The sequence below is a fragment of the Hoeflea sp. genome (assembly GCF_984452065.1).
Map to the genome: position 1 here is coordinate 19,506 of NZ_CFHWAF010000011.1, position 24,996 is coordinate 44,501.

A 24,996-nucleotide genomic window follows, 5' to 3' on the forward strand; every position below is an offset into this window, starting at 1 on the left:
ATCAACGGCTTCGCTTCTTGTATCGCCGCCGGCACTACTGGGTGCCGCTGGCCGTGCGCGCTTCCCAGGCACGAATGACCTGATCGAAGACCTCCGCTCCGGTTGACCCTTTTTCGAGGGTCATCAGCGCCCTGCGGCCGTTGCCGTAGCTGACGGGAAGGTCGATCCAGTTTCTCTCGCGCAAGAGGCGCAGATTGAGCTGGACCGCTTCGACATAGTCGTTGAGCGCGATCATGAAGAAGCTGTCGGTGATCTTTGCCGGTACGGCAATGAGCGAATCGCCCGTGTCCTGCTCCGTCTGCTTGAGCGCGAAATTCTGGATGGAACCGATCCCGCTGCCGTCGAATTCCTCCGTCACGGCAAACACGATCTCTATGAGATGGCTCGCGGGCAATGACTGATCGGCATTGCGCTTGATGGTCATGATCGCGCTCAGCCCCTTGCCGGGCACGTTGATCTGCGCCTCGATCGCGGGTTCCGGAGGAAGATTGTCTCCAGGAGATTCGCGCACGATGGACCACACCACGCTGCCTTCTTCGGCGGTCGGCGCCTGCTGGCCGAGACGCTCCTCGTAAAGGAACATCTTCTGCCCGACCTGAGGCGGCGTGGCCGCAGCCGGCACGCCGGTCTCATCGGCCAGATTCGCCGCCGCTGCCGGCTGGTCGTCCGTTGCGGCCGCATCGGGCTGCGACAGGTCGAGCGCCGCAACCGATTTGCCCTCCGCATCCACGGCGAGGTCCGCATTGACACCCGGACCTTCATCGACCTCCGATCCGTCCGGCATCAGCCGTTGGGTGAATTTCTCCGGACCCGACGTCGCGGCCCCGGCGGACTGACCGGCATCGCTGCCGGCAGCAGGCGCCTCGCCTCCGGCGGATGCAGGCTGACCGTCCGCCGTCTCGACATCGCTTGAAGGTCCGAAAACCAGCGCGGAAAGATCACTTCGGAATGTCCACAGCCCGACCGCGACAACCACGATGACAAGCAGCGCCGCGGCAACGGAAATGATCGTTCCGTAGCCTCCGCTTCGGCGCGGCTGGAGATAGTCGGCACTGCTGTTGTCGCTGAGACGACGCGCTTCGGGACGAACCGAATCGTCGAGCGAAAAATCGTCATATTCCTCGTCTTCCTCGTCCTCTTCATCATCGAATTCGTCTTCGATGGCTTGACGGTGGGGACGCGAGGAACGAGCGCCTTGCGGCTCCCGCGGAAGGATTTCTTCCTCATCGCCGATATCACCGGCATCTATCTCGGCGTCCGACAGGATATCGGCAAAGGCATCCTCGTCGAATTCGGAGAGCGCCTGCGTGTTCCGGTCCTCGATCTCCTGAATGGCCTCTTCAAGTTTCGCGAGCTGTTTGTCGCGCACCGCATCGCTGACGGGCGGGTTCAGATTTTCCAGTTGACGGCGAATTGCTCCGCGGGCTTTTTCATAGACCTTCCCACGCATCTCCGGCGTGTTGTCGCCCAGCCCGCTAACAGCCTTTTCAATAACTGCTACAAAATCCACCATATAACTGCTCTGTAAATATAAGTCCTTGCGGGCTCAACCCTAATCTTCAAACGGGTCGGTCACAAGGATTGTGTCATCGCGTTCAGGACTTGTCGACAAGAGTGCGACCGGCGCGCCGATGAGTTCCTCGATATGACGGACATATTTGACCGCCTGCGCGGGCAGGTCATTCCAGCTTCGCGCACCCACCGTCGAGCCTTTCCATCCCTCCAGCGTCTCGTAGATCGGCTCCACCCGCGCCTGCTGCCCCTGGCTGGCCGGCAGAAAGTCGACCTCATGACCGTCAAGCTTGTAACCGACGCAGATTTTCAGCTCGTCCAGACCGTCAAGCACGTCGAGCTTGGTCAGCGCGATGCCGGTGATGCCGTTGGTCGCCACGGCCTGCCGCACAAGCACGGCATCAAACCAGCCGCAGCGCCTTTTGCGCCCGGTCACCGTGCCGAATTCATTGCCCCGCTCGCCGAGAAACTGGCCGACATCATTGTCCTGCTCGGTCGGGAAAGGCCCCTCGCCCACGCGCGTCGTATAGGCCTTGGTGATGCCCAGCACATAGCCGACCGAGCCAGGGCCCATGCCGGAGCCTGCCGCGGCCTGCCCGGCCACCGTGTTGGACGACGTCACGAACGGATAGGTGCCGTGGTCGATATCCAGAAGCGTGCCCTGCGCGCCCTCGAAGAGAATGCGCTTGCCGGCGCGGCGCTTGGTGTCCAGCAGCCGCCAGACGGTTTCGCGGAACGGAAGAATGCGCCCGGCCACGTCCTTCAGCTCATTCATGATCGCTTCGTGCGCAACCTCTTCCTGGTCGAGGCCGCGCCGCAGGGCGTTGTGATGGGTCAGCATGCGGTCGACCTTCGCCGGCAGGGTTTCCATATTGGCAAGATCCATGACCCGCACGGCGCGCCGGCCGACCTTGTCCTCATAGGCGGGCCCGATGCCGCGACGCGTGGTGCCGATCTTCGTTCCCGAATTGGATGCCGCATCCTCGCGGATGCCGTCCAGTTCGCGATGCAGTGACAAAATGAGCGTCGCATTGTCGGCGATACGCAGATTCTCAGGCGAGATCGGCACGCCCTGCTCGCCGAGCCTGTCGATTTCGGCAACCAGCGCATGCGGGTCGATAACGACGCCGTTGCCGATAACGGCGAGCTTGCCCTGGCGCACGACGCCCGAAGGCAGAAGCGAGAGCTTGTAGCTCACACCGTCGATTACGAGCGTGTGGCCGGCATTGTGCCCGCCCTGGAAGCGGACGACGACATCGGCGCGCTCGGACAGCCAGTCCACGATCTTTCCCTTGCCCTCATCGCCCCATTGCGAGCCGACAACCACGACATTCGTCATGTGTTTCCTCAAATTGTTGGACCGCAACCGGTCGCAAGTGCACCAAACCGGCGCATCTATAACGCAAGTTCAACGCAAGTAAAATCGCTGCCGGGCGATTTCGAAGGCAGCCGGCGCATGACGGCGGAGAACTTGTAAATCACGTTGACTTTTAACGGCTTTTGCGAAAAAGCTGCGATCTCTCTTTTCTCCTGTTCGGACAGGCCATGGCGGTCAAAGCCTATATTCTGCTGGTCATCACGACGCTTGGCTGGGGCGGTAACGCCGTTGCCGGCAAGTTTGCCGCGGGTCATATCAGCCCGGCGCTGCTGACGAGCGGACGATGGCTGCTCGCCTTGCTGCTCCTGCTGCCGTTCGCATTGCCGCATCTCAGGCGCGAATGGCCGGTCATTCGCGCGCATTTCCTGTTTCTGCTCGCTATGGGAACGGTCGGCTTCGCTCTGTTCAACAATTTCTATTATCTGGCGCTCAACTATACCAGCGCGATCAACGGAGCCATCGAACAGGCGGCAATGCCGCTTCTGGTGTTTGCGGCAAATTTCCTGCTCTTTGGCCAAAGGGTCAGCTACAGCCAGATCGCCGGCTTCTTCATCTCGCTGACCGGTGTCGCGCTGGTTGTCACCAACGGCAACCTGCCCGGCCTTTTGAGGCTGGACGTCGGTTACGGCGATGCGCTGCTGATCCTGTCCATTTCGTTCTACGGCGCATACACGGTTGCCTTGCGCTGGATGCCGAAGCTGCACTGGAGCAGCGCGATGACCGCGCTCGCGCTGGGCGCTCTCATCGGCGGAGCGCCCTTTACCGCATATGAGGCGTGGTCCGGAAACCTCATCCCGCCCGATACGCGCGGATGGCTGGTCATCGCATTCGCCGCGATCTTTCCGTCTATCATATCGCAGGCATGTTTTATCGGCGGCGTGGCGTTGATCGGCGCCAACCGGGCCGGTCTGTTCATCAATCTCGTCCCGATCTTCGGAACCCTGTTCGCCGTTGTTCTTCTCGGCGAGCAGCTCCGGACGTTCCATCTGATCGCGATGGGTCTTGTGCTCGGCGGCATAGCGCTCGCCGAGCGCAAGCCCGGTCGCGTTCAGGTCTGAGCCGACGGTTGCGCGCCTTACGCCACGTCGAACACCAGCGGTTTGGCCGAAGCGATTTCCTTGTGGCTTCGCACCAGATCGAGAACTTTTTCGTCGACGGGCGCATCGACGTAAAGGAGCGCGATGGCGTCGCCACCCGGCCTGTTGCGGCCAAGGGAAAAGTTCGCGATGTTGACGCCGGCCGTGCCGAAGACCGTGCCCAGAAGACCGATGATGCCCGGCGCGTCCGCATTGGTAGTGTAGACCATATTGGCGCCCACCTCCGCGTCCAGATTGATGCCCTTGATCTGGATGAATCGCGGCTTTCCGTCGGAGAAGCACGTGCCGGCGATCGACCGCGTCTTGTTGGCGGTCTTGACCGTCAGCTTGATGTAACCGTCGAACACACCGGACTTGTCGCGACGCGCCTCGGACAGGATGATGCCGCGCTCCTTGACCATGACCGGCGCCGAAACCATGTTCACATCCGCCACCTGCGGACGGATCAGTCCGGCAAGCACCGCACTCGTCAGCGCATTGGTGTTCATCTGCGCGGTCGAGCCGTCGTAAAGAATCTCGACCTCCTTGATGGCGCTTTCGGTCACCTGTCCGACAAACGCACCGAGCACCTCGGCCAGCTTCACGAAGGGCCGCAGGCGCGGCGCTTCCTCGGCGCTGATCGACGGCATGTTGATCGCATTGGCCACCGCGCCCTTGATCAGATAATCGGACATCTGCTCGGCAACCTGAACGGCCACATTCTCCTGCGCCTCGCTCGTGGAGGCGCCGAGATGCGGCGTGCAGACGACATTGGGAAGCCCGAAGAGCGGGCTGTTGGTGGCAGGCTCCTGCTCGAAGACATCGAATCCGGCGCCGGCGACCTTGCCCGACTTGATGGCCTCGGCAAGATCCGCTTCGACCACAAGCCCGCCGCGCGCGCAATTGATGATGCGCACACCGTTCTTCATTTTCGAGATCGCTTCGGCGTCGATGATGTTGCGCGTCTTGTCGGTAAGAGGAACATGCAGGGTGATGAAGTCGGACCGCGCGAGAAGTTCGTCCAGTTCGACCTTTTCGACACCCAGTTCCTGCGCCCGTTCCTCCGAAAGAAAAGGATCGAATGCGATCGCCCGCATCTTCAGGCCGATCCCGCGGGTGGCTGCCACCGAACCGATATTGCCGCAGCCGATCACCCCCAATGTCTTGCCGGTGATCTCGACACCCATGAAACGGGATTTTTCCCATTTGCCGGCCTGGGTAGACGCATCGGCGGACGGTATCTGACGGGCGACGGCCATCAGCATGGCAATCGCGTGCTCGGCCGTGGTGATGGAGTTTCCGAACGGCGTATTCATCACGATGATACCGCGGCGCGAGGCCGCCGGTATCTCGACATTGTCGACACCGATGCCGGCGCGGCCGACGACCTTGAGCCGGCTCGCGGCGTCGATCAGCTTGGACGTTACTTTGGTCGCGGAACGGATGGCGAGACCGTCATACCGATCAATGATCTCAAGCATCTTGTCCTTGTCCTTGCCGACATCCGGCAGGAAATCGACGTCGATGCCGCGATCCTTGAAGATCTGGACGGCGGTCTCGGAAAGCTTGTCGGAAACAAGTACGCGCGGTGCCATTATGGCCTCCCTTTAGTCGCGATGGATGATGTGAAAGCGGGCCGTATGAAACCGGCGGTTCGAAAACTCAGTCAGGCAGCTGACTCGATTGCGGAAATCTGCACGCCAAAGGCCCAGTCGAGCCACGGCATCAACGCCTCGAGATCGGATTTCTCGACCGTACCGCCGGTCCAGATACGAAGGCCGGCGGGCGCGTCACGATACGCTCCGACATCAAAGGCCACGCCTTCCTTCTCAAGCAGCGTTGCCAGGCCTTTCGCAAAGGCGGCCTGTGCATCCGGAGCCAGAGCGGCCACCCGTGGATCGACGATCTTCAGACACACGGACGTGTTCGAACGGGTCGCCGGTTCCACGGCCAGATAGTCGATCCAGCCGGATCGACGGACGAAGGCGTCGATGACGGCGGCGTTTTCATCCGCCCTGCTTATGAGCTGCGGCAGGCCTCCGACCTGCCGCGCCCAGGCGAGCGCATCCAGATAGTCCTCGACGCACAGCATGGAGGGCGTATTGATCGTTGCGCCTTCAAAAATGCCCTCGATCAGCTTGCCGCCTTTGGTCATGCGGAAAATCTTGGGAAGCGGCCAGGGCGGCGTATAGGTTTCAAGGCGCTCGACCGCCCGGGGGCTGAGGATCAGCACGCCATGCGCCGCTTCCCCGCCGAGTACCTTTTGCCAGGAAAAGGTGACGACATCGAGTTTTTCGAAGGGAAGATCCTGCGCGAATGCCGCCGATGTGGCATCGCAGATCGTCAGCCCCTGCCGGTCGCTCGCAATGAAATCGCCGTTTGGAACGCGCACGCCCGACGTCGTGCCGTTCCAGGTGAAAACCACGTCGCGATCGAAATCGATCTGCCCGAGGTCCGGCAGCACGCCGTAATCGGCCTCAAGCACCTCGGCATCCGCCAGCTTGAGCTGTTTGACGACATCGCTGACCCAGCCGAAGCCAAAGGACTCCCAGGCAAGCATCTGCACGCCGCGTGCGCCGAGCATCGACCACAGCGCCATCTCCACGGCGCCGGTATCCGATGCGGGAACGATCCCGATGCGATAGTCGGCGGGAATGCCGAGTATCTCGCGGGTCTCGTCGATCGCGTGCTTGAGTTTACCTTTGCCAACCCTCGCCCGGTGGGAGCGGCCGAGGGCGGCATCGCTCAGCGCCTCGGGCGTCCAGCCAGGACGTTTTGTGCAGGGTCCGGATGAAAAACGGGAATTGGCCGGACGCACGTCCGGCTTTGCATTCTCGGTCATTTGCTATCCTTCCAGATAGTTGCCCCTCGTTGGGGAGGAGTGTCCCACCCCGGCAATTAGCGAAACCCCCGGAAAAGCGCAAGAAAAATAACAACGAACCTGTGACTTCGCGCAGCAACTTGCAGAACGAAGCGGGAACTGTGTCAAAGGATTGGCACAAAACTGACACAGCGTATTCTCCGTCTGTTCCGCGCATATCGGAGGCCGCTCGATGGTTTGCAGATAACTGCGGCAACCGAAAACGGGCCTTCATACCTCTGCTTCGCGACGAATTCGGTCTCACGCCAATTGAGGCGATAGAGGCAGCGCAATTGGCGCGGTCCATGGAGGGCAACAGCCATGGGTAAGGTAACAACGCTGAACTATTTCGGTGCGCTGCCTGGGCGAGCCAGTCACGACAGGCGGCTAACCGCCCTGCACTTCCGTGTGCTGCTGGTCATCGCCGGCCACGACCGCATGGGCCGCAATGGGCAATGCTGCTGGGCCGGTCGAAAGAAACTCGCCGCCCGCGTCGGCTGCGACCCAAGCAGCCTCAGTAGCGCCATATCCGACCTTGTGGGCATGGAATACCTGCAGGAAGAACGTCACGAAAACGACGGTCGGAAAAAGGGCTTCCGGGTGATCTACAGGGCTGAGGAAGACGCCCCTGGGATCGGGATCGAGCTTCAAAAAAATAGGTTCCCGGATGAGAACCTATCGGATGAAAATAGGTTGGCAGATGAGAACCTATCTACCGGAGATAGGTTCCCGGATCGCAACCTATCTCGCAATGATGAGCAGACGAATACTCAACAAAAACAATGCGTTGAGAAGTCTGATCACAAACCTAATATATTACGTAGAAACAAAATATATAAATCAGAAGATTCAACATATCGATCTGAAGATCAAAAATATCATCTGCAGAAGCATCGTCGGGAAGCAGGGAGAAAGCTGTACGGCCCAAACACCCACGCAACCATCGTGCAAGCCTTGGGGCCTGATGGCTGGGGAATACTGACGAGCTTGCCGCCACCGATGTTGGAATATCTTGAACAGCGCGTGACAGATGGAACGCTGAACGGTGAAGACCTGATGATTGCCCGTCGTGAAGCGAGGGAGGCAGCCCATGGCTAAGTGGCCTTACAACACGGCGCGATGGCAGCGGCTGCGAAAAGCCAAGCTATCCGTGGAGCCGCTGTGCCAGGCGTGCAAAGCGCGAGGCAAACTCACATCCGCAGATACCGTCGACCATGTGAAGCCCATCAACGACGGCGGCGATGCGTTCCCATCATTCGACGGGTTGATGTCGATGTGCTCGCGCTGCCACAACGAGAAGACGGCAGCGAACGACCGGCAGAATTCAAAGCCGTTCGCACGGCGCATCAAGGGCTTCGACGCCGATGGCAACCCAGTCGATCCGGGCGATGATTGGCATGGTGGGGGTGCATCAAATCACGAAAAATAGCGGGCGTGGGGACCGACTGGGGAATAGGGAAAATACTTAGTTACGGATGCTAGATATGGGAAAAACCTTTATAAAAGAGGATGTTATCAGATGCCCTTGCGTGGGATAGGCGCAAAGCCACTTTCAGAGCGCGGCAAGCTGGACGAACGGGCCGTCAAGCCGTGGGAAGCCGAGGGGCTGAGCCGGGCGGATCGGGTGATTGCGTTCTGTGAGGATCTACCGATCACAGCGGGTAAGCTCGCCGGCACTCAAATGCAACTGCGCGCCTGGCAGCGCGAATTCATTGCGGCCGTCTACGCCGAGAACGGTGAAGGCTTCCGGCCCGTCCGCACGGCGGTGCTTTCCATGGCCCGCAAAAACGGCAAGACGCAACTGGCCGCGGCGCTGGCGCTGTGCCACCTTCTCGGCCTGGAGGCCGAACCGCGCGGCGAGGTCTATTCCTGCGCCCTCACCCGCGACCAGGCCGCAAAGCTCTACGCCGAAATGGTGGCGATCCTCAACGCGCATCCCGAACTCGACGACCGCTGCAACGTGATCCGCTTCCGGAAGGAAATAGAGGTTCTTTCCGGTGACGGTGCCGGCTCGCTCTATTCGGCGCTGTCGGCCGACGCCGGCTCCAAGATGGGCCTTTCCCCGTCCTTCACCGTCTACGATGAACTCGGCAGTGCGCCGAACCGCGACCTGTTCGACGCCATGGACACGGCCAGCGGCGCGCGCGACAACCCGATGATGATGGTGATCTCGACACAGGCTGCCGCCGACCATGCCGTCATGTCGGAACTGATCGACTACGGCATGAAGGTCCAAGACGGCGAAATCGTCGATCCGTCATTTCACCTGACGCTCTACGCCTCGCCGCAGGACGCCGACCCGTGGAATCCGGAAACCTGGGCGCTCGCCAATCCGGCGATAGGTGATTTCCGTTCGCTGCAGGACGTGGAGCGGCAGGCCGCGCAGGCCCAGATTGTCCCGTCCAAGGAATCGGCCTTCCGAAACCTGATCCTCAACCAGCGTGTGTCTGCGGTGTCGCGCTTCATCCACAAGGCGGAATGGGACGCCTGCGGCGGGTCTGCAGATTTGCAGACCCTCGCCGGCCGCGAATGCTATGGCGGGCTTGATCTCGGCGCGACACGCGACCTGACGGCCTTTGTGATGGTGTTCCCGGGCGATGACGGCCATGTGGACGTGCTGCCGTATTTCTTCATGCCGGAAACCAACATCAAGGAACGCTCAAACGAGGACCGCGTGCCCTATGACCTATGGGCGCAACAAGGCCATATCACGCTGATACCGGGCGCAACGATCGATCCAGGCTATGTCGCCAATGTGATCGGCAATGCGGCGATGACATACGATCTCAAGGCGCTGGCCTATGACCGATGGCGCATAGAGGATCTGAAACGCGAGCTGGGCCTTTTGGGCACGCATCTGCCGCTTGTGCCGCATGGACAGGGCTTCAAGGACATGTCGCCGGCGGTCGATGTGCTGGAGCGTCACGTCGCCGAGCGCATCCTGCGCCATGGCGGCAACCCGGTGATGAACATGTGCGCCGCCAACGCGGTCATCACGCGCGATCCGGCCGGCGGGCGCAAGCTGGACAAGGGAAAGGCCACGGGGCGCATCGACGGGCTTGTGGCGCTGGCCATGGCGCTGTCCGTGGCGCAAAGGCATGAGCCGGAGGCGATTCCGGCGTGTCTTGCAGAGCTCGTGAATTGACCAACAAAAAACCCCGCTAAGCTTGGTATCGCATTGGCGGGGCTTGCCTCATTGAGGTCTTGAGATTCAACGACTTTCGCCGCGAATAATCAACCACAATATGTGTATTTTCTTACAAAATGTCAAGTTAAATCCCCAGTCCAGCTCGGATTGCCGCCTTGATCAACTCAAATTCCTCTATAGGTATTTTGCGCTGCATATACCGGCGTCTTCCATCAACACTACGTCCAGCTCGAAAGAGGTCCAGCCTCGACAAGCCAACCGTGGCCACCATGTCGCACTTTGCCCACATCGTTTGCGCATCGAAGGGCGCTGGCAGTGGTTTCGCAAGTTGCAACTCGACAACATAGGCAAGGTCTCTTGTCGGAGCTGTGGTGGATAACGGGACAACTGCACAAAGCCCATCTCTATAGGGAAGACGGGGTGAGACAACTATCGCGGGGCGTCTTTTGACCATTTCAGGCGTTCTAAATCCGCCTTGGGAATAGTCGCAGAGTAGAATTGTCCTTGGGGCAGGTGCGTATTTTAGTGGCATGAATTGGAATCAGTATCTCGATATCACTTTACACAAATTTGGCCGCCAATCCGCCGTTCAATTCTTCCAGTCCTGCTTAAATTCCTGATCAAACCAATCAATCATATCGCGCATCGGATCGGTGCTTGATTTGAAGTTCAGATACTGCGGGTGATTTAGTTCCATCCATCGATGGAAATCGTAGAAATTTGGGTCCACCGATCCGTCCGTTGGGATTTTATTTTCTCGTGCCCATACCCCGCAATAATATCGGATCATGCGTTCGCTTTCGGCCTTTTTCATTGCAACCTCCAAATGTTCTTTGTCGAAGGAATTACAACATGATTCTTGTTGGATATCCGCATCACACCTGGTGATGGAGGACTGAGCACCAGCTCCAATAAGCACACATACGGTTGTACTGTTCACGACACTAACATGCTCTTTGGAAGCCTCATATTGTGCGCTAGGATCAACCGGCTCAATCATCTTCCGACCTTTTTGCTATCCTCACACCCGCGCCACCGCCGTTTTCAGGAATGAATTCTACACCGGCGTTTGATAGCGCGAGTGCGATTGAATCAACAGTGCGCTCCCTCAGCTCTTCCCCTGCTTCAAACTTGACAATAGTGCTTGGGGAAACTTTGGCCAATGACGCCAGCTCTCTGACACCTATCCCCAGTCCGGCTCGGGCCATTCTGCATTGTGATGCTGCTAAAACTGTCACAGTGTTACATTTTCCAATTGACGTTATTATAAACACCGTGCCATAAGTGGCACAGTGTTACATTAATTACCACAGGAGCAACGCGATGGGCACCCCATTTCGCGAACGGGACAGCTTTGTCCAATTGACACCGGAACTGCGGGCGCGGCTGGAACGGACACTCGACAGCCTGGTCGAATTGCTCGACGCGCTCGACGGTGATGCGGATGAGGAATTCGACCTGGGCTGGAGCGCTACTATGGCGACCGGTGAACTTGATTCGCAATTTCCCGACCGCGAAAGGGAGGAGCACGGCGCATGAAAAACCGTCCCGCTGCGGGACGGTTTTCACGTCAGTAATCGCATTCTCAAATAAAATCAAAGGCTTCCACCGGGACAAACGTGAAGCACCTGTTTTCACCGAAGGTTTCCCGCTTGATCATTGACATTTATGCTCATCAGAGTATCTTTTTTTTGCAAAGATACTCATCAGGGCAAGAACATGAACGAGCTTAAAGAACGAAAGATTCGATTCTCCGATGCGGCTTTTGCAATCGGCGTGACAAACAAAGCTCTCAGGAACTGGCTTCAAAGGAATCCAATGAAGCTTGTTTCCGACTATGAAGGCCCCGGCTGGACGGAATTTACACTCGCCGACATAGCTGTGCTGGCGGTGACCGAGCGCATTGTGAAGTTCGGGTTTCAGGTCAGCTTTGCAAATGCACTCGCGTATGACGCGATCTTCAAACATGCCGGGTTGATGCTTGCCCAGGCGGACATGGCTTCCGACACCTTTGCTTCGGTTCTCGAGCTTTGGGAAATTGAAATCTGGTACAACGGTATCGGCAACTCAGAACACAGGATACGCAACAATGTGAAGCCGGCAAGCAGACCGGCTGACACCTATCTTGCGCTTAATATCGGCAAGGTGGTCGCTACCGCCTTCAAGCGCCTCAAGACCGACGACATCGACGACGAAACGGTCCTCTACAATGGCCTACTAAAACTGCGCCACACCATCGCATCGATGACCGAGGATATACGCTCGGATAGCGATGACACCTGAACTACAGGATTTGGCGGATACCGCCGATATCGCCCCCGTGGGCATAACCCGGATTGAACGTCGTGAGACAGTCCAGTCCCTTAGATGGAGCCTAAAATGAACCTGCAGACACTGAAAGAAAAACGCGCCGCGAAGATCGGTGAAATGACCGCCCTCAACGACAAGGCGAAGGCTGAAAACCGCGACTTCAACGACGACGAGAAAAAGCAGTGGGACACGCTCGACGGCGAGCGGCGCTCGCTGGCTGATCAGATCGATCGGCAGACGACGCTCGATGCTTTTGAGCGCGAGATTGAAGCCGGCGAAACCGTCAGCGGCGGCGAGCAACGCGGCCTGACGGAAGGCTTCTCAGTCGCCAAGGCGGTGACAGAGGCGCTTTCGGGCAAGCTGACCGGGCGCGAGGCCGAATATGCGCAGGAGCGCCGGCAGCAAGGCGAAGAACGGGCGGGGGCCGGCATTCTCGTGCCGGTGCCGACACAGGCCATTCTCGGCGAGGAAAGCCGCGTCCTCAAAACGACGACGCCGGGGGCCGGCCCCGGTTCCAATCTCATCGCCACCGATCTCGCAGCCATGACCGACCGCCGTCGCGCGGCACTCAAGATCGAGAGTATGGGCGCTGTCGTGTTGCGCAACCTGACGGGCAATCTCGACCTGCCACGCCTGAAATCCAGCGGTTCGGCGGGCTGGGTTGCTGAACACACGAACGCGACCCGTTCCGACGCCAGCTTCGAGAAGACCAGCATGGGACCGAAGACGGTGACGGGCGAGTATGAGGTCAGCCGGCGCATGTTGCTGCAAAGCAATACGGCGCTTGAGACGATCCTGCGGGCCGATCTGTCCTACCTGCTGTCGCAGGCGCTGGATTCCGCCGCCATTCGCGGCGGCGGGACCAATGAACCGACCGGCATTCTTGCCAATACCGCCGTGGCGTCCATCACCGGAGGGCCTTTCGATTCTGATATCACTGCCGATCTGATCGCCGCGTTGGAAACCGATAACGTCACCGGGACCACTGGCTTTCTGACAAACCCGGCTGTTATGAACGCGGCCCGCAAGAAGAAGGACACCGATGGCCGCGTGATCTCGCAAGCGGAGTTGTTCCACAATGAGCGCGTTGAAAGCTCCACCCAGGTACCCGGCGATCTCGGCGTTGCCAATGACAAGAACGCACTGATCTATGGCGAATGGGCATCGCTCTATCTCGGTTATTGGAGCGGCATTGACCTGCTTGTGAACCCCTATCACAGCGACGTTGCTTCCAAGGGCGGCGTGCTGCTTCACGCGTTCCTGGACTGCGATGTTGTGGTGCGTCATGCGGAAGGCTTCCGCTATACGGAGATCGATTGATGGTCACGCTTGCTGATGCAAAGGCGTATTGCCGTGTCGATTTCGACGATGATGACGTCCAGCTGGGGCAGATGATTTTGGCTGCACAAAAGCATCTGTCCGATATCGGTGTCGACATGACGCAGGATCCGATGCCGGAAGCTGTTGACCAAGCGGTGCTCATGCTTGTCGGGCATTTCTACGACAATCGAAATGCCATGACGGACGAGCGTTTGCAGATGGTTGACATCGGCGTCGACAGGCTCATCGCATCCCACCGGGGGTTTTGCTTATGACGGGCATGATCGAACATCGGGCATCGCCGTCCGAGATACGCGCCAGCGGGCGGCGGCTGGAAGGTTACGCCGCCGTTTTCGGCGTTGAGGCACGCATCGGTGACACGTTTACCGAGTCGATTGCCCCAGGCGCGTTTGCCGGTTCCTTGCGCGCCGGCAATGACGTTCTCGCCCTGGTCGACCATGACCCGTCGCGCGTGCTGGCGCGTACCCGTTCCGGCACGCTTCGGCTTTCCGAAGACAGCCGGGGGCTGGCCTTTGACCTCGACGTGCCCGACACGCAGGCCGGGCGCGACGTGCTGGCGCTCGCGGCGCGCGGCGATATCGGAGGCATGTCCTTCGGCTTTACGGCAATGGACGAACACCGCGACGGCGATCATCGCGAGTTGCGGGCGGTCGATCTTCGCGAAATCAGCGTGGTCCTGGCTTTCCCGGCCTATGACGGCACAAGCGTGGATGCGCGGTCTTTGCGGGCGGCTTCGCCATTCCGAGCCTTCGCAGACCGCGCCTTGCAGTTGATGGAGGGCGGGCAATGAGTTTCTTCAGCCGCCTTTTGGGCCGCGAAACGCGTGCAGAGACGATAACGGCGTCCGACCCCTATCTTGCCGAATTCTTTGGCCAGCGCGGCGGGCTTCTCGGGCATGTGGATGCGGCACGGGCAAGCGGGCTGGCTGTGGCGCATGGATGCGTTAGCGTGATCTCGCAGACATTGGCGAGCGTGCCGCTGCCGCTCTATCGCCGTGCCGATAATGGCGGGCGCGAGAAGGCTTCCGACCATCCGCTTTATGCGGTTCTGCATGACATGGCGAACGACGCGCAAACGGCTTTCGAGGCGCGTGAACTCCTGACCGCTTCATTGCTGATCTATGGCAATGCCTATGCCCGGCTGGAATGGAGCGGGCGGGGGCAGGTGACGGCGATGTACCCGCTTGACCCCGGAACTGTCGGCGTCGAGCGTCTGCGCAGCGGCCGGCTGCGCTATCGCGTCACCGATCAGCGCGGAACCGTCACCGTGCATACGCAGGATGAAATCCTGCATCTGCGTTATCGTCTGGCGCGGGACGGCGTGATGGGCCTGTCGCCGGTGCAGCTTGCCCGCGAGACATTCAATCTTGGCCTGACGCAACAGGAAACGGCCGGCAAGCAGGCGGCAAAGAGTTTCCGACCGGAGGGTGCCGTGGTGTTCCCGCAGGCGCTGGGACCGGGCGCGAAAGAGGGCGCACTCGCGGCACTTGCGAACAAGATCGAAAGCAGTTCAGCAACGTCCGGCGTGCTTGTTCTCGACGGCGGGGCGGACTGGCGCTCGTTCGCCTTTTCGTCCAAGGACGCTGAGTTTCTGGAAAGCCGCAAACTGACCAATCTCGACGTGTGCCGCGTGTGGAATGTGCCGCCTACCGTTGTCGGTATCACCGACAATGCGACCTATTCCAACACCGATCAGGAAAGCCGGGCGCTTGTTGTCCGTTGTCTGGCGCCCATGGCCCGGCGCATAGAGCAGGCCATGAATGCCGCCCTGTTGCCGGGCGAGAGCCGCAAGCGGCTGTTTATCGAACATGACATGGCCGGGCTCATGCGCGGCGATCTGAAAGCCCGTTATGAGGCGTACCGGATCGGCCGGGAATGGGGCTGGCTCTCACCCGACGAAATCCGCGGCTGGGAGAACCTGCCGAAGATCGAGGGCGGCGGCGAATATCTTTCGCCGCTGAATATGACCCAGCTCGGCGAGCGCGAAAAGGAAGGCGAGGATTGAGCATGGCCGATCTTCTGCCCGTTCATACAACGCCGGAGGAGCTTGCCATGCACCTAGGCGTGCCGGAGCGCACCGTGCGGGAGATCGCCCGCAATATCGGTGCTTGCTCGATGTTCGGACGCAAGATGATACTGACGGAAATCCATGTGCGCGAGATTATGGAGGCGACACGGCCATGCCACTCAAAATCCACAAGCGCGGCAAAGTCTGGCACTACCGGGGCACCGTTGCCGGACGGCGATTACGAGGCTCTACGCAGACTGCGGACAAGGCAACCGCACAGCGGATCGCAGCCGAAAAGGAAAAAGCAGCCTGGACACGTCATCTCGATGGACCGGCCGCGTCCCTGACTTTCGCCCAGGCAGCGACGGCGTACCGCTTTGCCGAAAAGCCGACCCGGTTTCTTGAGCGCATAGAGGACAATTGGCGCGACACACCGGTTAGGGAAATCACTGCCGGCGCAATCCGGCAATCGGCAATAAGGCTCTATCCGAACGGCGGGCCGGCCACGCGCAACCGGCAGGTGATCGTGCCGACACAGGCAATCATCAACCACGCGGCTGAACTCGGGTGGTGCACGCCGATCAAGGTCAAACGCTTCACCGTCGTGGCGAAAAGCAAGGATCCAGTTACTCGCGAATGGGCGGAGGCGTTTGCCGCAAACGCATCCCCTCACCTTGGCGCGCTTTGCCTTTTCATGTTCGGGACCGGAGCGCGAATCTCTGAGGCGTTAGCCGTGATCTGGGCAGATATCGATCTGGCCGCAGCAACGGTCCTGATCCGACAAACCAAGATCAATGACGAGCGCATCGCCCATCTGCCGCCGCGACTGGTCGCCGCCATCGCAAACATCCCTTCGAACCGGCAACCGCAGGAAACTGTTTTCCGATACGTGTCGAGGGACAGCGCGCGGCCTGTCTGGAACAAGGCGATCGAGCGGGCCGGTATCAAGAAACTATCGTTCCATTGCTGCCGGCACGGCTTCGCGACGACGATGCTGCACAGCGGCGTCGATGTCGTCACGGTAGCCAAAATGGGCGGCTGGAAGGACGTCGCCCAGGTGGTCCGGACCTACGGCCACGCCATGACCGACAGGACCGTCACAAACGCGATTTTTGACACAAATCTGGCACAGTCGGCAGAAGCCGATCCAGTAAGTGATTGGAAAGAAAGGAAGAAACGGTGAAACATATGAACCCCTCGTTGGGGAGGAGTGTCCCACTGGCGGGGATAGCCAAAAGACAGGCCGAGCGCAAGCCTGAAATCGGATGCCGTTGTCGCAGACCCTGAACGCCGCGCCACGGCGCTTGAATACGAAATCGCCGCCTTGACCCCAAACGCACCCGGCTATCTAATCATTTCAGGCTGAACAAAGTCGATTGGACTTCTCCATGAGGATGTATTTCGCACGGGCGCTTGTGACCCTGATCTTGCCACTGATCGCAACGGCTGCACTTGCACAAACAACAGGTTATACGACGGCGACAGTCCATATGCGGGCCGGTCCTAGCACGAATTATCCGGTGGTCGCGACTCTGCCCCAGGACACGACCATTGAAGTCTATGGCTGCCAGTCGGGCTATGACTGGTGCGACATCTCATGGAATGCGGCGCGGGGCTGGATTTCCTCGTCATATATTCTGACGGTCAACAACGGCCGGCGGGTTGTTCTCACACCGAATGTCGCCATTGCGATCGGTATCGGCATCGTGGTCTTCAACCAGGCCTATTGGCACGCACACTATCAGAACTATCCCTGGTATCCGTACTGGAACCGATACTATCACCCCTACGCACCTTATGGGCCGTACCGCCCCTATCATCCGTACCACCCCTATGGTCCGTATGGTCCCTACTACCATCCTTATCATCCGTATCACCCGTACCATCCCTATGGGCCCTACGGCCCGCTCTACGCTCCGCACCATGGTGCGTGGCATCGGCGCTAAGCAAGGTGGACGCAAGGCGGTGGTTTGCTGTCTTGCACGGGACCATGGACGAAACAAGAAGGCGGGTCCTCAGGCCCGCCCGCCAATTCATGATTTTGGGCTGGCCTACCAGAGGGCGTAGCGCAGCGAGGTCGTAATCGCGTGCGTATCGTATCCGTTATCGGTGCCCTGAACACCCGTGGCGCCCCTCCCGGCCGACCTGCTGCCGAAACCAAAGGCATCTCCGCCATCGACGCTGGTATATCTGTAACCCACGTCGACTTTCAGATTGCGCATGAACTCGTAGGACACACCGGCCATCAGCGCGTAGGTAAAGCGCCAGTCGGCCTCGCCCTCGCGGGAGACCGCAACCGGCGTTGTCAAAAAACAGGTAGCGGTGCCGTTGACACAGGTTTCCGAGGCATCGAACGTACCGTAATCCACCAGCGTCATGCCGGCGCCGGCACCGACATAGGGCGTGAAGCCGGCATAGGTGCCGAGATCGACATAACCGTTCGCCATCAGGCCATAGGAGGAGAACCCGGCCGAGCCGACGACGTCACAGCCCGTACCGGCCACGATGATGGTCGAACAGGAAACCGTGGTCGAGGAAAAGGATCCGTCAAGATCCCCATGCTGATAGTTCAGCATGCCCTCGGCCCGCAGCCAGTCGGTGAGCTGGTAACCGAAGCCAATGCCACCGCCCCAATTCGCGTCGAATGACGAGGTGGTGAAGTTGCGTGTCGTATAGCTTGTGCCGTCATAGGTGCGGAACGTATCGCCGGAGCCGTCGGTGGAAAAAGCGTAGCTGATGTCGCCGCGCAGATACCAGCCATTGCCGACTTCAACCGAAACGGTTCTGGGCAGTTCGGGCGCGTAGATTATGTTGTCCAGGTCGGCCGAGATGGCGGCGCTTGAACTTCCAAGCAGAAGCGCGGCAATCAGTGAGCGGGACATGAAACTCTTCATCATTAAACCAGTTCCTCTGCCTGTCTCGGGGTGAGAAAGCACCCGACGCAAATTCCATGGGCCGACTATCGGCCAAACTGGTTAAGTTGCGGTTAAGCATGTTTGTTCACCACGTTTGTTTACCGGCCGTTATCCAGGCGCGGGGAAGGCCTGCGCCGCACAAACGCAAACCGCCCGGCCAGCCGGGCGGTTCGAAGATGGTGTATTGTAGGGCCTTACTTGTAGACCGGCGGAACATGCGGCGGCACGTAAGGCGGCTCGCAGTCACGGCCGGGGTAATAACGCAGGCCGAGATTGACCGACTGGACGTGTATGCCGTGATCATTGCCGGGACCGGTCGAGTTTGCATATCCAAACATCGCACCCTCACCGATCTGGCGATAACGGTAGGATGCCTCGCCAGCGAAATCGCAGCGGAAGTAGTATGACGCACCGGCTTCAACCTGCCAGGCAAAGCGCCATGAGTTCTCCCCTCCATGCGTGATCGTCTCACAGTTCGTCAGATTGCCAACTTCACACGCCACGTTCGTCAGCGTGTCCCAGTTGACATAGCTGCCGCCAATACCACCGCCGACAAACGGAACGATATGACCCCAAGCAGAATAATGCTCCCAAAAATCAAGATCGACATAAAGGCTGGCCATGAGCGTATAGGCGTTCCAGCTCGTTGTGTCCGTGGAAACACAATCTACGAGCACGGGTCCGGGCGGTATTCCGACACCACATTCGCCAACCGTAGAACCATTAAAGTCTGAATCAAAAATATAGTCGAACATAAGCTCGGTTCTAAGATAACGGTTAACCTGAAAACCAGCACCAACGCCGGCAAACCAGGAATCGTCCAGTTCACCCGTGAGCTGATTGGTCCCTTCCGTCACCGCATAAGTGGCATCGCGAAAGTCGTTCCACTGATAACCGATCTGACCTTTGACATAAAATCCTTCCCACGGATCGTGCGATCCGCGCATTTCGCCGTAATGAACCGGTTGCGGTTCCGCCGCGGGCACGACGACCGGCGTGTCGGCCGCGAAAACCGGTGTGACGGCAAGTGCCGTTGTGGCTGCTAACAGGAATACTCTCATCGTTACTTCTCCAGGCCCACCAAACCGGCCGGACCCCCTAGCCCGTACCGTGGCGAAATTTCTGTTACACACCCGCAGTGTCGCTCAAAAAGGTTAAGAGCCTGTTATCTATGTCCATTTACCGAAGAAACGGAAATTATCGAGTATTTTCAGTACGTAAACCCGTTCCGGATCGTCACGCATCATGAAAGGGGAGCGGCATTCGCGCGTCGTAAACCACAATACCATGGCTCGCGCGAACAGTTGATCGCGCTGCAACCCATCGTATTTTCGACAGATATGGTGATGAACGGCCAGTGACCGCGCTGACCGCGGATCGGGACCGTCAGGCGGCGCTGCGCACCTCGGAGATAATGCTGACGAGTTCGTCGACGATGCGCTCGACCTTGTCCTGATCGTCGCCTTCCGCCATGACGCGGATCAACGGCTCGGTGCCCGACGGGCGGATCACAAGCCGACCGCTCGAACCGAGTTCGTCCTCGGCGGCGGTCACCGCTTCCTTGACATGCTTGTCCTCAAGCGGCTTGCCGCCCGATATGCGCACATTCTTCAGCACCTGGGGCACCGGCTCGAACCGGCGACACACCTCGCTGACCGGCCGGTCCATGCGCTTCACGCAGGCGAGAATCTGCAATGCGGCGACAAGCCCGTCACCGGTGGTCGCAAAATCCGACATCACGATATGCCCGGACTGCTCGCCGCCGACATTAAAGCCGTTGGCACGCATGTGCTCGACCACATAACGGTCACCGACCTTTGTGCGGGCAAGCATCAGGTCCCTCTCGCCGAGAAACCGTTCGAGACCGAGATTGGACATGACGGTCGCGACGATACCCGCGCCTGCAAGCCGCCCGTCTCCGGCCCAGGATTCGGCAATTACAGCCATCAGCTGATCGCCATCGACGACGGTCCCCTTCTCGTCGACGATCAGCACACGGTCCGCGTCGCCGTCCAGCGCAATTCCGATATCGGCGCGCACTTCGTGGACCTTTTTCGCCAGCGCGACCGGATGCGTGGAGCCGCAGTCCAGGTTGATGTTGCGGCCGTTCGGCTCATTGCCGAAGGTGACGACCTCCGCGCCAAGCTCCCACAGCGCCGCCGGCGCGACCTTGTAGGCGGCCCCGTTGGCGCAGTCGATCGCAACACGCAGCCCGCTCAGGGAAACGTTGCGCGGCAGGGTGCGTTTGGCAAACTCGATATAACGGTCGTGCACGCCGTCAATACGCTTGGCGCGGCCGATATTTTCGGAACCGGCGAGCAATTTGTCCATATCCGCATCGACAAGACGCTCGATCTGCAATTCCAGTTCATCGGACAGTTTGTAACCGTCGGGGCCGAACAGCTTGATGCCGTTGTCCTCGAACGGGTTGTGGGAAGCGGAGATCATCACGCCGATATCGGAGCGGAGCGAACGGGTCAGCATCGCAACGGCAGGCGTCGGTATCGGGCCGAGAAGAAATACATCCATACCGGCCGCGGTGAAGCCTGCCACCAGGGCATTTTCCAGCATATAACCCGACAGCCGCGTGTCCTTGCCGATCACCACACGGTGCCTGTGCTCGCCACGCCGGAAAACGCGTCCGGCGGCAAGACCGACCCGCATGGCCACATCCGGGGTCATCGGAAAACGATTGGACTTTCCGCGAATGCCGTCCGTTCCGAAATATTGACGTGACATCACTTTCCCCTGCACAGCCGCCGGCAATTCCCAATCCATACCACGGGTCTCGGACATTGCCGGTAAGATTTCGTTACAGACCGTTACTAGCAAAAATGGCCGCTCCAGGCGGCCATTTTCGCAAATTTTTGTTGATTTAGGGTTACTGCGGCTGCGGTTCCATGCCCGTATCCGGGTTGTCCGGCTCTTCCTTGCCGTCCTGGCTCTTCGCACCGGCAGTGGGCACGGCGGAGCCGCGGGAGGGCGGCGTGTCGTCACCCATGTCGCGCGAAGGCTTCTCGCCGCGAAGCAGCGCGGTGATCTCGTCACCGGAGAGCGTCTCGTATTCCAGAAGGCCCTCGGCAAGCGTTTTGAAGTCTTTTTCCTTCTCGGTCAGGATCCGTCTTGCGGCGGCATAGGCGTCATCGATCAGCCGGTGGATTTCGCTGTCGATCTTCTGCGCCGTCGATTCCGAGACATTCTTTTGCTGCGCAACGGAATGGCCGAGGAAGACTTCCTGCTGGTTCTCGCCATAGGCGACCTGTCCGAGTTCGTCGGAAAAGCCCCATTGCGTGACCATTGCCCGGGCAAGCTTGGTCGCTTGCTCGATATCCGATGCCGCGCCGGAGGTGATGTTTTCCTTGCCGAAGGTCAGCTCTTCGGCGACGCGCCCGCCCATCATGATGGCAAGCCGCGACACCATGTATTTGTAGCTCATGGAATAGCGGTCGCCTTCCGGCAACTGCATGACCATGCCGAGCGCACGGCCTCGGGGGATGATGGTCGCCTTGTGGACCGGATCGGCCGATTCCACGTTGAGCGCAACGATGGCATGACCCGATTCATGATAGGCGGTGAGCTTCTTTTCCTCCTGCGTCATCGCGGTGGAACGGCGCTCGGCGCCCATCATCACCTTGTCCTTGGCGTCCTCGAACTCAAGCATGGTGACAAGACGCTTGTTGCGCCGCGCCGCCATCAGCGCCGCCTCGTTGACGAGGTTCATCAGATCGGCGCCGGAAAAGCCCGGCGTGCCGCGTGCGATGACCTTGAGGTCGACATTCGGCGCCAGCGGAACATTGCGCACATGCACCTTCAGGATGCGTTCGCGGCCGATAATATCGGGATTGGGAACGACGACCTGACGGTCGAAGCGGCCCGGGCGCAGAAGCGCCGGATCGAGCACGTCGGGACGGTTGGTGGCGGCGATCAGGATGATGCCCTCATTGGCCTCGAAGCCGTCCATCTCCACCAGCAGCTGGTTGAGTGTCTGCTCGCGCTCGTCATTGCCGCCGCCAAGGCCCGCGCCGCGATGCCGTCCGACAGCGTCGATCTCATCGATGAAGATGATGCAGGGAGCGTTTTTCTTCGCCTGTTCGAACATGTCGCGAACGCGGCTCGCGCCGACGCCGACGAACATCTCGACGAAGTCCGAACCGGAAATCGTGAAGAACGGCACGGCCGCCTCGCCGGCGACCGAACGGGCAAGCAGCGTCTTGCCGGTTCCGGGCGGCCCGACGAGAAGAACGCCGCGCGGAATACGTCCGCCCAGACGCTGGAACTTCTGCGGATCGCGCAGGAATTCGACAATTTCCTCAAGATCCTCTTTCGCCTCGTCGACGCCGGCAACGTCGTCGAAGGTCACGCGGCCGTGCGATTCGGTCAGCAGTTTGGCCTTCGACTTGCCGAAGCCCATGGCGCCCCGCGAGCCGCCCTGCATCTGCCGCATGAAGAATATCCACACGCCGAGAATCAGCAGAATGGGAAGCCACGAGATCAGGTAACCGAAAAACGTGTTCGAACCGTCCACCTCCGGTTTCGCGGTGATACCGACGCCGCGATCCTCAAGTCTCTGAACCAGTCCCGAATCCCCCGGGGAGTATGTCTGGAACGATTTACCGCCCTCGGCATAGACGCCTGTGATGGTATCGCCGACAATCGTCACGTTGCGGATACGGCCATTATCGACGTCCTGAAGGAACTCCGAATAGCTGATCTCCCGCGACGCGCTTCGCTCGTTCGGCCCCTGAAACATATTGAACAGGGCAATCAGCAACAGCGCGATGATTGCCCAGAGGGCGAAATTTCTGAAATTTGGGTTCATACGGTTCCCCGAAACTGCCGGAACTCTGCCCTTTTGGCAGGTAAACTCATCTGTTGCACAACATAGGTCCCGGAAGGCCCCTTGCCAAGACCGCAAGCCCCCCGCATATGGCATCAACCTTAATTATTGGTCCATTTCCTCAAAGCTGCGGACCAAAGCCTCGCGGGCCCGAAGCAAACGGGGCGAGAGGGACCGAACTCCTGAAGGACAGTTTAGACGCGAAATCAGGCGAAAACGGGTCCGTCCGGCGATCAGGCGGGCGCTGGCTGCCCTATACGGGCGGCACGGGATAGGGCGCGCAGCCGAAGAGGCGGGCGCACTCATCTGCGACAGCACGGTCGAAATCCGGCAAAAACCGATCGAAATGGGTAAAATGGCGAACACAGGACACCTGGCCTTTGGCGCCGCCGGCGCCGGTCAGAGCTGTCGGTACGCCGTCATTGTCCATCAGTGCGGGCCGTGTGCGGGCCGATCGCGAAATGACCCCGCGCGGCACATCGCCGGACAGCTTTTGCACCATCCGCGGCGGATTGTCGCCCATCGGACCGATCGTCACATCCCGCCGCTTGTAACGGTTCTCGATCCAGTACCGACCGTCCCAGACGGCTCCGGCACCGGGCGCGAGCGACAAGGTGTGAAGGGACCGTCGCTCCCGGTAGATAAAGATGCGGTTTGCCCGCCGGTCGATCACGGAACGGCTGAGATTGACCCGCGGCGGCCCGCCCCCGGCGATCAGGCGGGCAATCTGGTCCTGCGAGCGCGACCCCGGCAGATGAGCTCTCCCGCCCATCACCGCGGCCATCACGGCCACCGCCTGCTGCAGCACATCCGAGAGCCCCTCGGGAACCAGCGGGAGTTCGACGGCCATATCGCCGTGGATGCGCGCGCCCTCGCCCAGAAACCGCGCCAGTCGCTCATTGTCCTTTCGCCGCGCGTCGGCCATCGCCTCGACCATCGACAACAGCTCGCTGTCCGCGCCCGGGTGATGCTCCGACATGCGGATACGCACGCGCTCGAACCGGCGGTCACGGTTGCTCGGATCGTCGCTCCAGGCGATCCCCGCCTTGACGAGGACATCGCGAAGCGCTTCCCGCCTGACCTGCAGGAGCGGCCGCATGATCCAGCAATCGCGCCGGAAGAGCACCTTGCCGGCCATGCCCGAGAGCCCCCGGCCGCCGCCGCGCTGCTGCCGCATCCGGATGGTCTCGATCTGATCGTCCCTTGTGTGGGCCGTCACGACCGCGTTGGTGTCGAGACTCAAGGCAGCCTCGCGCAACAGCGTGTAGCGGACATTGCGCGCCGCATCCTGAAGCCCGCTTGCCGGCTTGCGTCCTGTCCAGGTCATGATGCGGTGTTCTATACCGCGCGGCTTGCAGAACGCGGCAACGCCCGCCGCCTCCTGCGAGGAAGCCGGGCGCAAGGCATGGTCGATGGTAACCGCCACAAGGCGCGGCCCGCCCTTCGCGGGCATATGTTCGTGAAGCAGATGGAGGAGTGCCGTGGAATCACCGCCGCCGGAAACGGCGACACACAGGACCTTCAGCGTCCGTAATCGGGATACGAAGTCGTTGACTGCAGCTTCTGGCCGAACGTCTGGCACCGTTCCCCGTTTCTCTCACCCGGGTGGAAG

Annotated in this window: 23 protein-coding genes; 12 read left to right on the forward strand and 11 right to left on the reverse strand. The window is 59.9% G+C overall.

Annotated features, from left to right (window positions below; genetic code table 11):
* Positions 1-34: 34 nt before the first annotated feature.
* Together AC5E6N_RS03940 and AC5E6N_RS03945 are read right to left on the reverse strand one after the other, a co-directional pair.
* Positions 35-1,513 carry a hypothetical protein gene (locus tag AC5E6N_RS03940; RefSeq protein ID WP_491746592.1) on the reverse strand — a complete coding sequence of 493 codons (1,479 nt, stop codon included), beginning with the start codon at positions 1,511-1,513 and terminating at the stop codon, positions 35-37.
* 39 nt (positions 1,514-1,552) lie between these two features.
* On the reverse strand, positions 1,553-2,851 hold the full coding sequence (locus AC5E6N_RS03945) for an adenylosuccinate synthase (protein WP_491688771.1): 1,299 nt from the start codon (positions 2,849-2,851) through the stop codon (positions 1,553-1,555).
* A gap of 206 nt (positions 2,852-3,057) precedes the next feature.
* Between AC5E6N_RS03945 and AC5E6N_RS03950 the strand changes: the two genes are divergently transcribed.
* A complete protein-coding gene (locus AC5E6N_RS03950) occupies positions 3,058-3,948 on the forward strand; it encodes a DMT family transporter (RefSeq protein ID WP_491746593.1) in 891 nt (296 codons plus the stop codon).
* 17 nt (positions 3,949-3,965) lie between these two features.
* On the opposite strand, the gene serA is transcribed toward AC5E6N_RS03950, so the two are convergent.
* Together serA and AC5E6N_RS03960 are read right to left on the reverse strand one after the other, a co-directional pair.
* Entirely contained in the window at positions 3,966-5,561 is a 1,596-nt protein-coding gene (serA, locus tag AC5E6N_RS03955) for a phosphoglycerate dehydrogenase (protein WP_491746594.1), read from the reverse strand.
* A gap of 71 nt (positions 5,562-5,632) precedes the next feature.
* Positions 5,633-6,808: a phosphoserine transaminase gene (locus AC5E6N_RS03960; RefSeq protein WP_491746595.1), complete on the reverse strand. Its 1,176-nt coding sequence runs from the start codon at positions 6,806-6,808 to the stop codon at positions 5,633-5,635.
* Between the two features lie 339 nt (positions 6,809-7,147).
* On the opposite strand from AC5E6N_RS03960, the gene AC5E6N_RS03965 reads away from it, so the two are divergent.
* The 3 genes from AC5E6N_RS03965 to AC5E6N_RS03975 all read left to right on the forward strand — a co-directional run bounded on the left by AC5E6N_RS03965 (position 7,148) and on the right by AC5E6N_RS03975 (position 9,971).
* Positions 7,148-7,924 (forward strand): helix-turn-helix domain-containing protein, encoded by a 777-nt coding sequence (locus AC5E6N_RS03965; RefSeq protein WP_491746596.1) that lies wholly within the window; start codon positions 7,148-7,150, stop codon positions 7,922-7,924.
* Positions 7,917-8,255: an HNH endonuclease signature motif containing protein gene (locus tag AC5E6N_RS03970; protein ID WP_491746597.1), complete on the forward strand. Its 339-nt coding sequence runs from the start codon at positions 7,917-7,919 to the stop codon at positions 8,253-8,255. The genes AC5E6N_RS03965 and AC5E6N_RS03970 overlap by 8 nt, the downstream gene beginning before the upstream one ends.
* Before the next feature lie 90 nt (positions 8,256-8,345).
* Positions 8,346-9,971, forward strand: coding sequence for a terminase large subunit (locus AC5E6N_RS03975; protein ID WP_491746598.1), 1,626 nt, complete (start codon positions 8,346-8,348; stop codon positions 9,969-9,971).
* 127 nt (positions 9,972-10,098) lie between these two features.
* Here the strand turns inward: AC5E6N_RS03975 and AC5E6N_RS03980 are convergent, their stop codons facing one another.
* Together AC5E6N_RS03980 and AC5E6N_RS03985 are read right to left on the reverse strand one after the other, a co-directional pair.
* Entirely contained in the window at positions 10,099-10,506 is a 408-nt protein-coding gene (locus AC5E6N_RS03980; RefSeq protein ID WP_491746599.1) for a type II toxin-antitoxin system PemK/MazF family toxin, read from the reverse strand.
* 57 nt (positions 10,507-10,563) lie between these two features.
* A complete protein-coding gene (locus AC5E6N_RS03985) occupies positions 10,564-10,974 on the reverse strand; it encodes a hypothetical protein (protein WP_491746600.1) in 411 nt (136 codons plus the stop codon).
* 323 nt (positions 10,975-11,297) lie between these two features.
* Here AC5E6N_RS03985 and AC5E6N_RS03990 point away from each other — a divergent pair, with 323 nt between their 5' ends.
* The 8 genes from AC5E6N_RS03990 to AC5E6N_RS04025 all read left to right on the forward strand — a co-directional run bounded on the left by AC5E6N_RS03990 (position 11,298) and on the right by AC5E6N_RS04025 (position 17,578).
* Positions 11,298-11,513, forward strand: coding sequence for a hypothetical protein (locus AC5E6N_RS03990; protein ID WP_491746601.1), 216 nt, complete (start codon positions 11,298-11,300; stop codon positions 11,511-11,513).
* 180 nt (positions 11,514-11,693) lie between these two features.
* Positions 11,694-12,257, forward strand: coding sequence for a hypothetical protein (locus AC5E6N_RS03995; protein ID WP_491746602.1), 564 nt, complete (start codon positions 11,694-11,696; stop codon positions 12,255-12,257).
* Between the two features lie 96 nt (positions 12,258-12,353).
* Complete coding sequence (locus AC5E6N_RS04000) at positions 12,354-13,604, forward strand: phage major capsid protein (protein ID WP_491746603.1); 1,251 nt, start codon at positions 12,354-12,356, stop codon at positions 13,602-13,604.
* Entirely contained in the window at positions 13,604-13,879 is a 276-nt protein-coding gene (locus tag AC5E6N_RS04005) for a head-tail connector protein (RefSeq protein WP_491746621.1), read from the forward strand. The genes AC5E6N_RS04000 and AC5E6N_RS04005 overlap by 1 nt, the downstream gene beginning before the upstream one ends.
* On the forward strand, positions 13,876-14,415 hold the full coding sequence (locus tag AC5E6N_RS04010) for an HK97 family phage prohead protease (RefSeq protein ID WP_491746604.1): 540 nt from the start codon (positions 13,876-13,878) through the stop codon (positions 14,413-14,415). Before AC5E6N_RS04005 ends, AC5E6N_RS04010 begins: the two co-directional genes overlap by 4 nt.
* The gene (locus tag AC5E6N_RS04015; RefSeq protein ID WP_491746605.1) at positions 14,412-15,629 is read left to right on the forward strand and encodes a phage portal protein; all 1,218 of its coding nucleotides are present in this window, start codon (positions 14,412-14,414) and stop codon (positions 15,627-15,629) included. The genes AC5E6N_RS04010 and AC5E6N_RS04015 overlap by 4 nt, the downstream gene beginning before the upstream one ends.
* A 175-nt stretch (positions 15,630-15,804) precedes the next feature.
* Positions 15,805-16,815, forward strand: coding sequence for a tyrosine-type recombinase/integrase (locus AC5E6N_RS04020; RefSeq protein ID WP_491746606.1), 1,011 nt, complete (start codon positions 15,805-15,807; stop codon positions 16,813-16,815).
* A 205-nt stretch (positions 16,816-17,020) separates the two neighbouring features.
* Complete coding sequence (locus tag AC5E6N_RS04025; protein ID WP_491746607.1) at positions 17,021-17,578, forward strand: SH3 domain-containing protein; 558 nt, start codon at positions 17,021-17,023, stop codon at positions 17,576-17,578.
* 105 nt (positions 17,579-17,683) lie between these two features.
* Here AC5E6N_RS04025 and AC5E6N_RS04030 read toward each other — a convergent pair whose 3' ends face one another.
* The 5 genes from AC5E6N_RS04030 to tilS all read right to left on the reverse strand — a co-directional run bounded on the left by AC5E6N_RS04030 (position 17,684) and on the right by tilS (position 24,966).
* Positions 17,684-18,514, reverse strand: a complete 831-nt coding sequence (locus AC5E6N_RS04030) for an outer membrane protein (RefSeq protein WP_491746608.1) — start codon at positions 18,512-18,514, stop codon at positions 17,684-17,686.
* Positions 18,515-18,741: 227 nt separating this feature from the next.
* Entirely contained in the window at positions 18,742-19,608 is an 867-nt protein-coding gene (locus AC5E6N_RS04035) for an outer membrane protein (protein ID WP_491746609.1), read from the reverse strand.
* A 325-nt stretch (positions 19,609-19,933) separates the two neighbouring features.
* Positions 19,934-21,286, reverse strand: a complete 1,353-nt coding sequence (glmM, locus tag AC5E6N_RS04040) for a phosphoglucosamine mutase (protein WP_491746610.1) — start codon at positions 21,284-21,286, stop codon at positions 19,934-19,936.
* 142 nt (positions 21,287-21,428) lie between these two features.
* Entirely contained in the window at positions 21,429-23,366 is a 1,938-nt protein-coding gene (gene ftsH / locus AC5E6N_RS04045; protein WP_491691207.1) for an ATP-dependent zinc metalloprotease FtsH, read from the reverse strand.
* Positions 23,367-23,637: 271 nt separating this feature from the next.
* Positions 23,638-24,966, reverse strand: coding sequence for a tRNA lysidine(34) synthetase TilS (tilS, locus tag AC5E6N_RS04050; protein WP_491746611.1), 1,329 nt, complete (start codon positions 24,964-24,966; stop codon positions 23,638-23,640).
* Positions 24,967-24,996 lie beyond the last annotated feature (30 nt).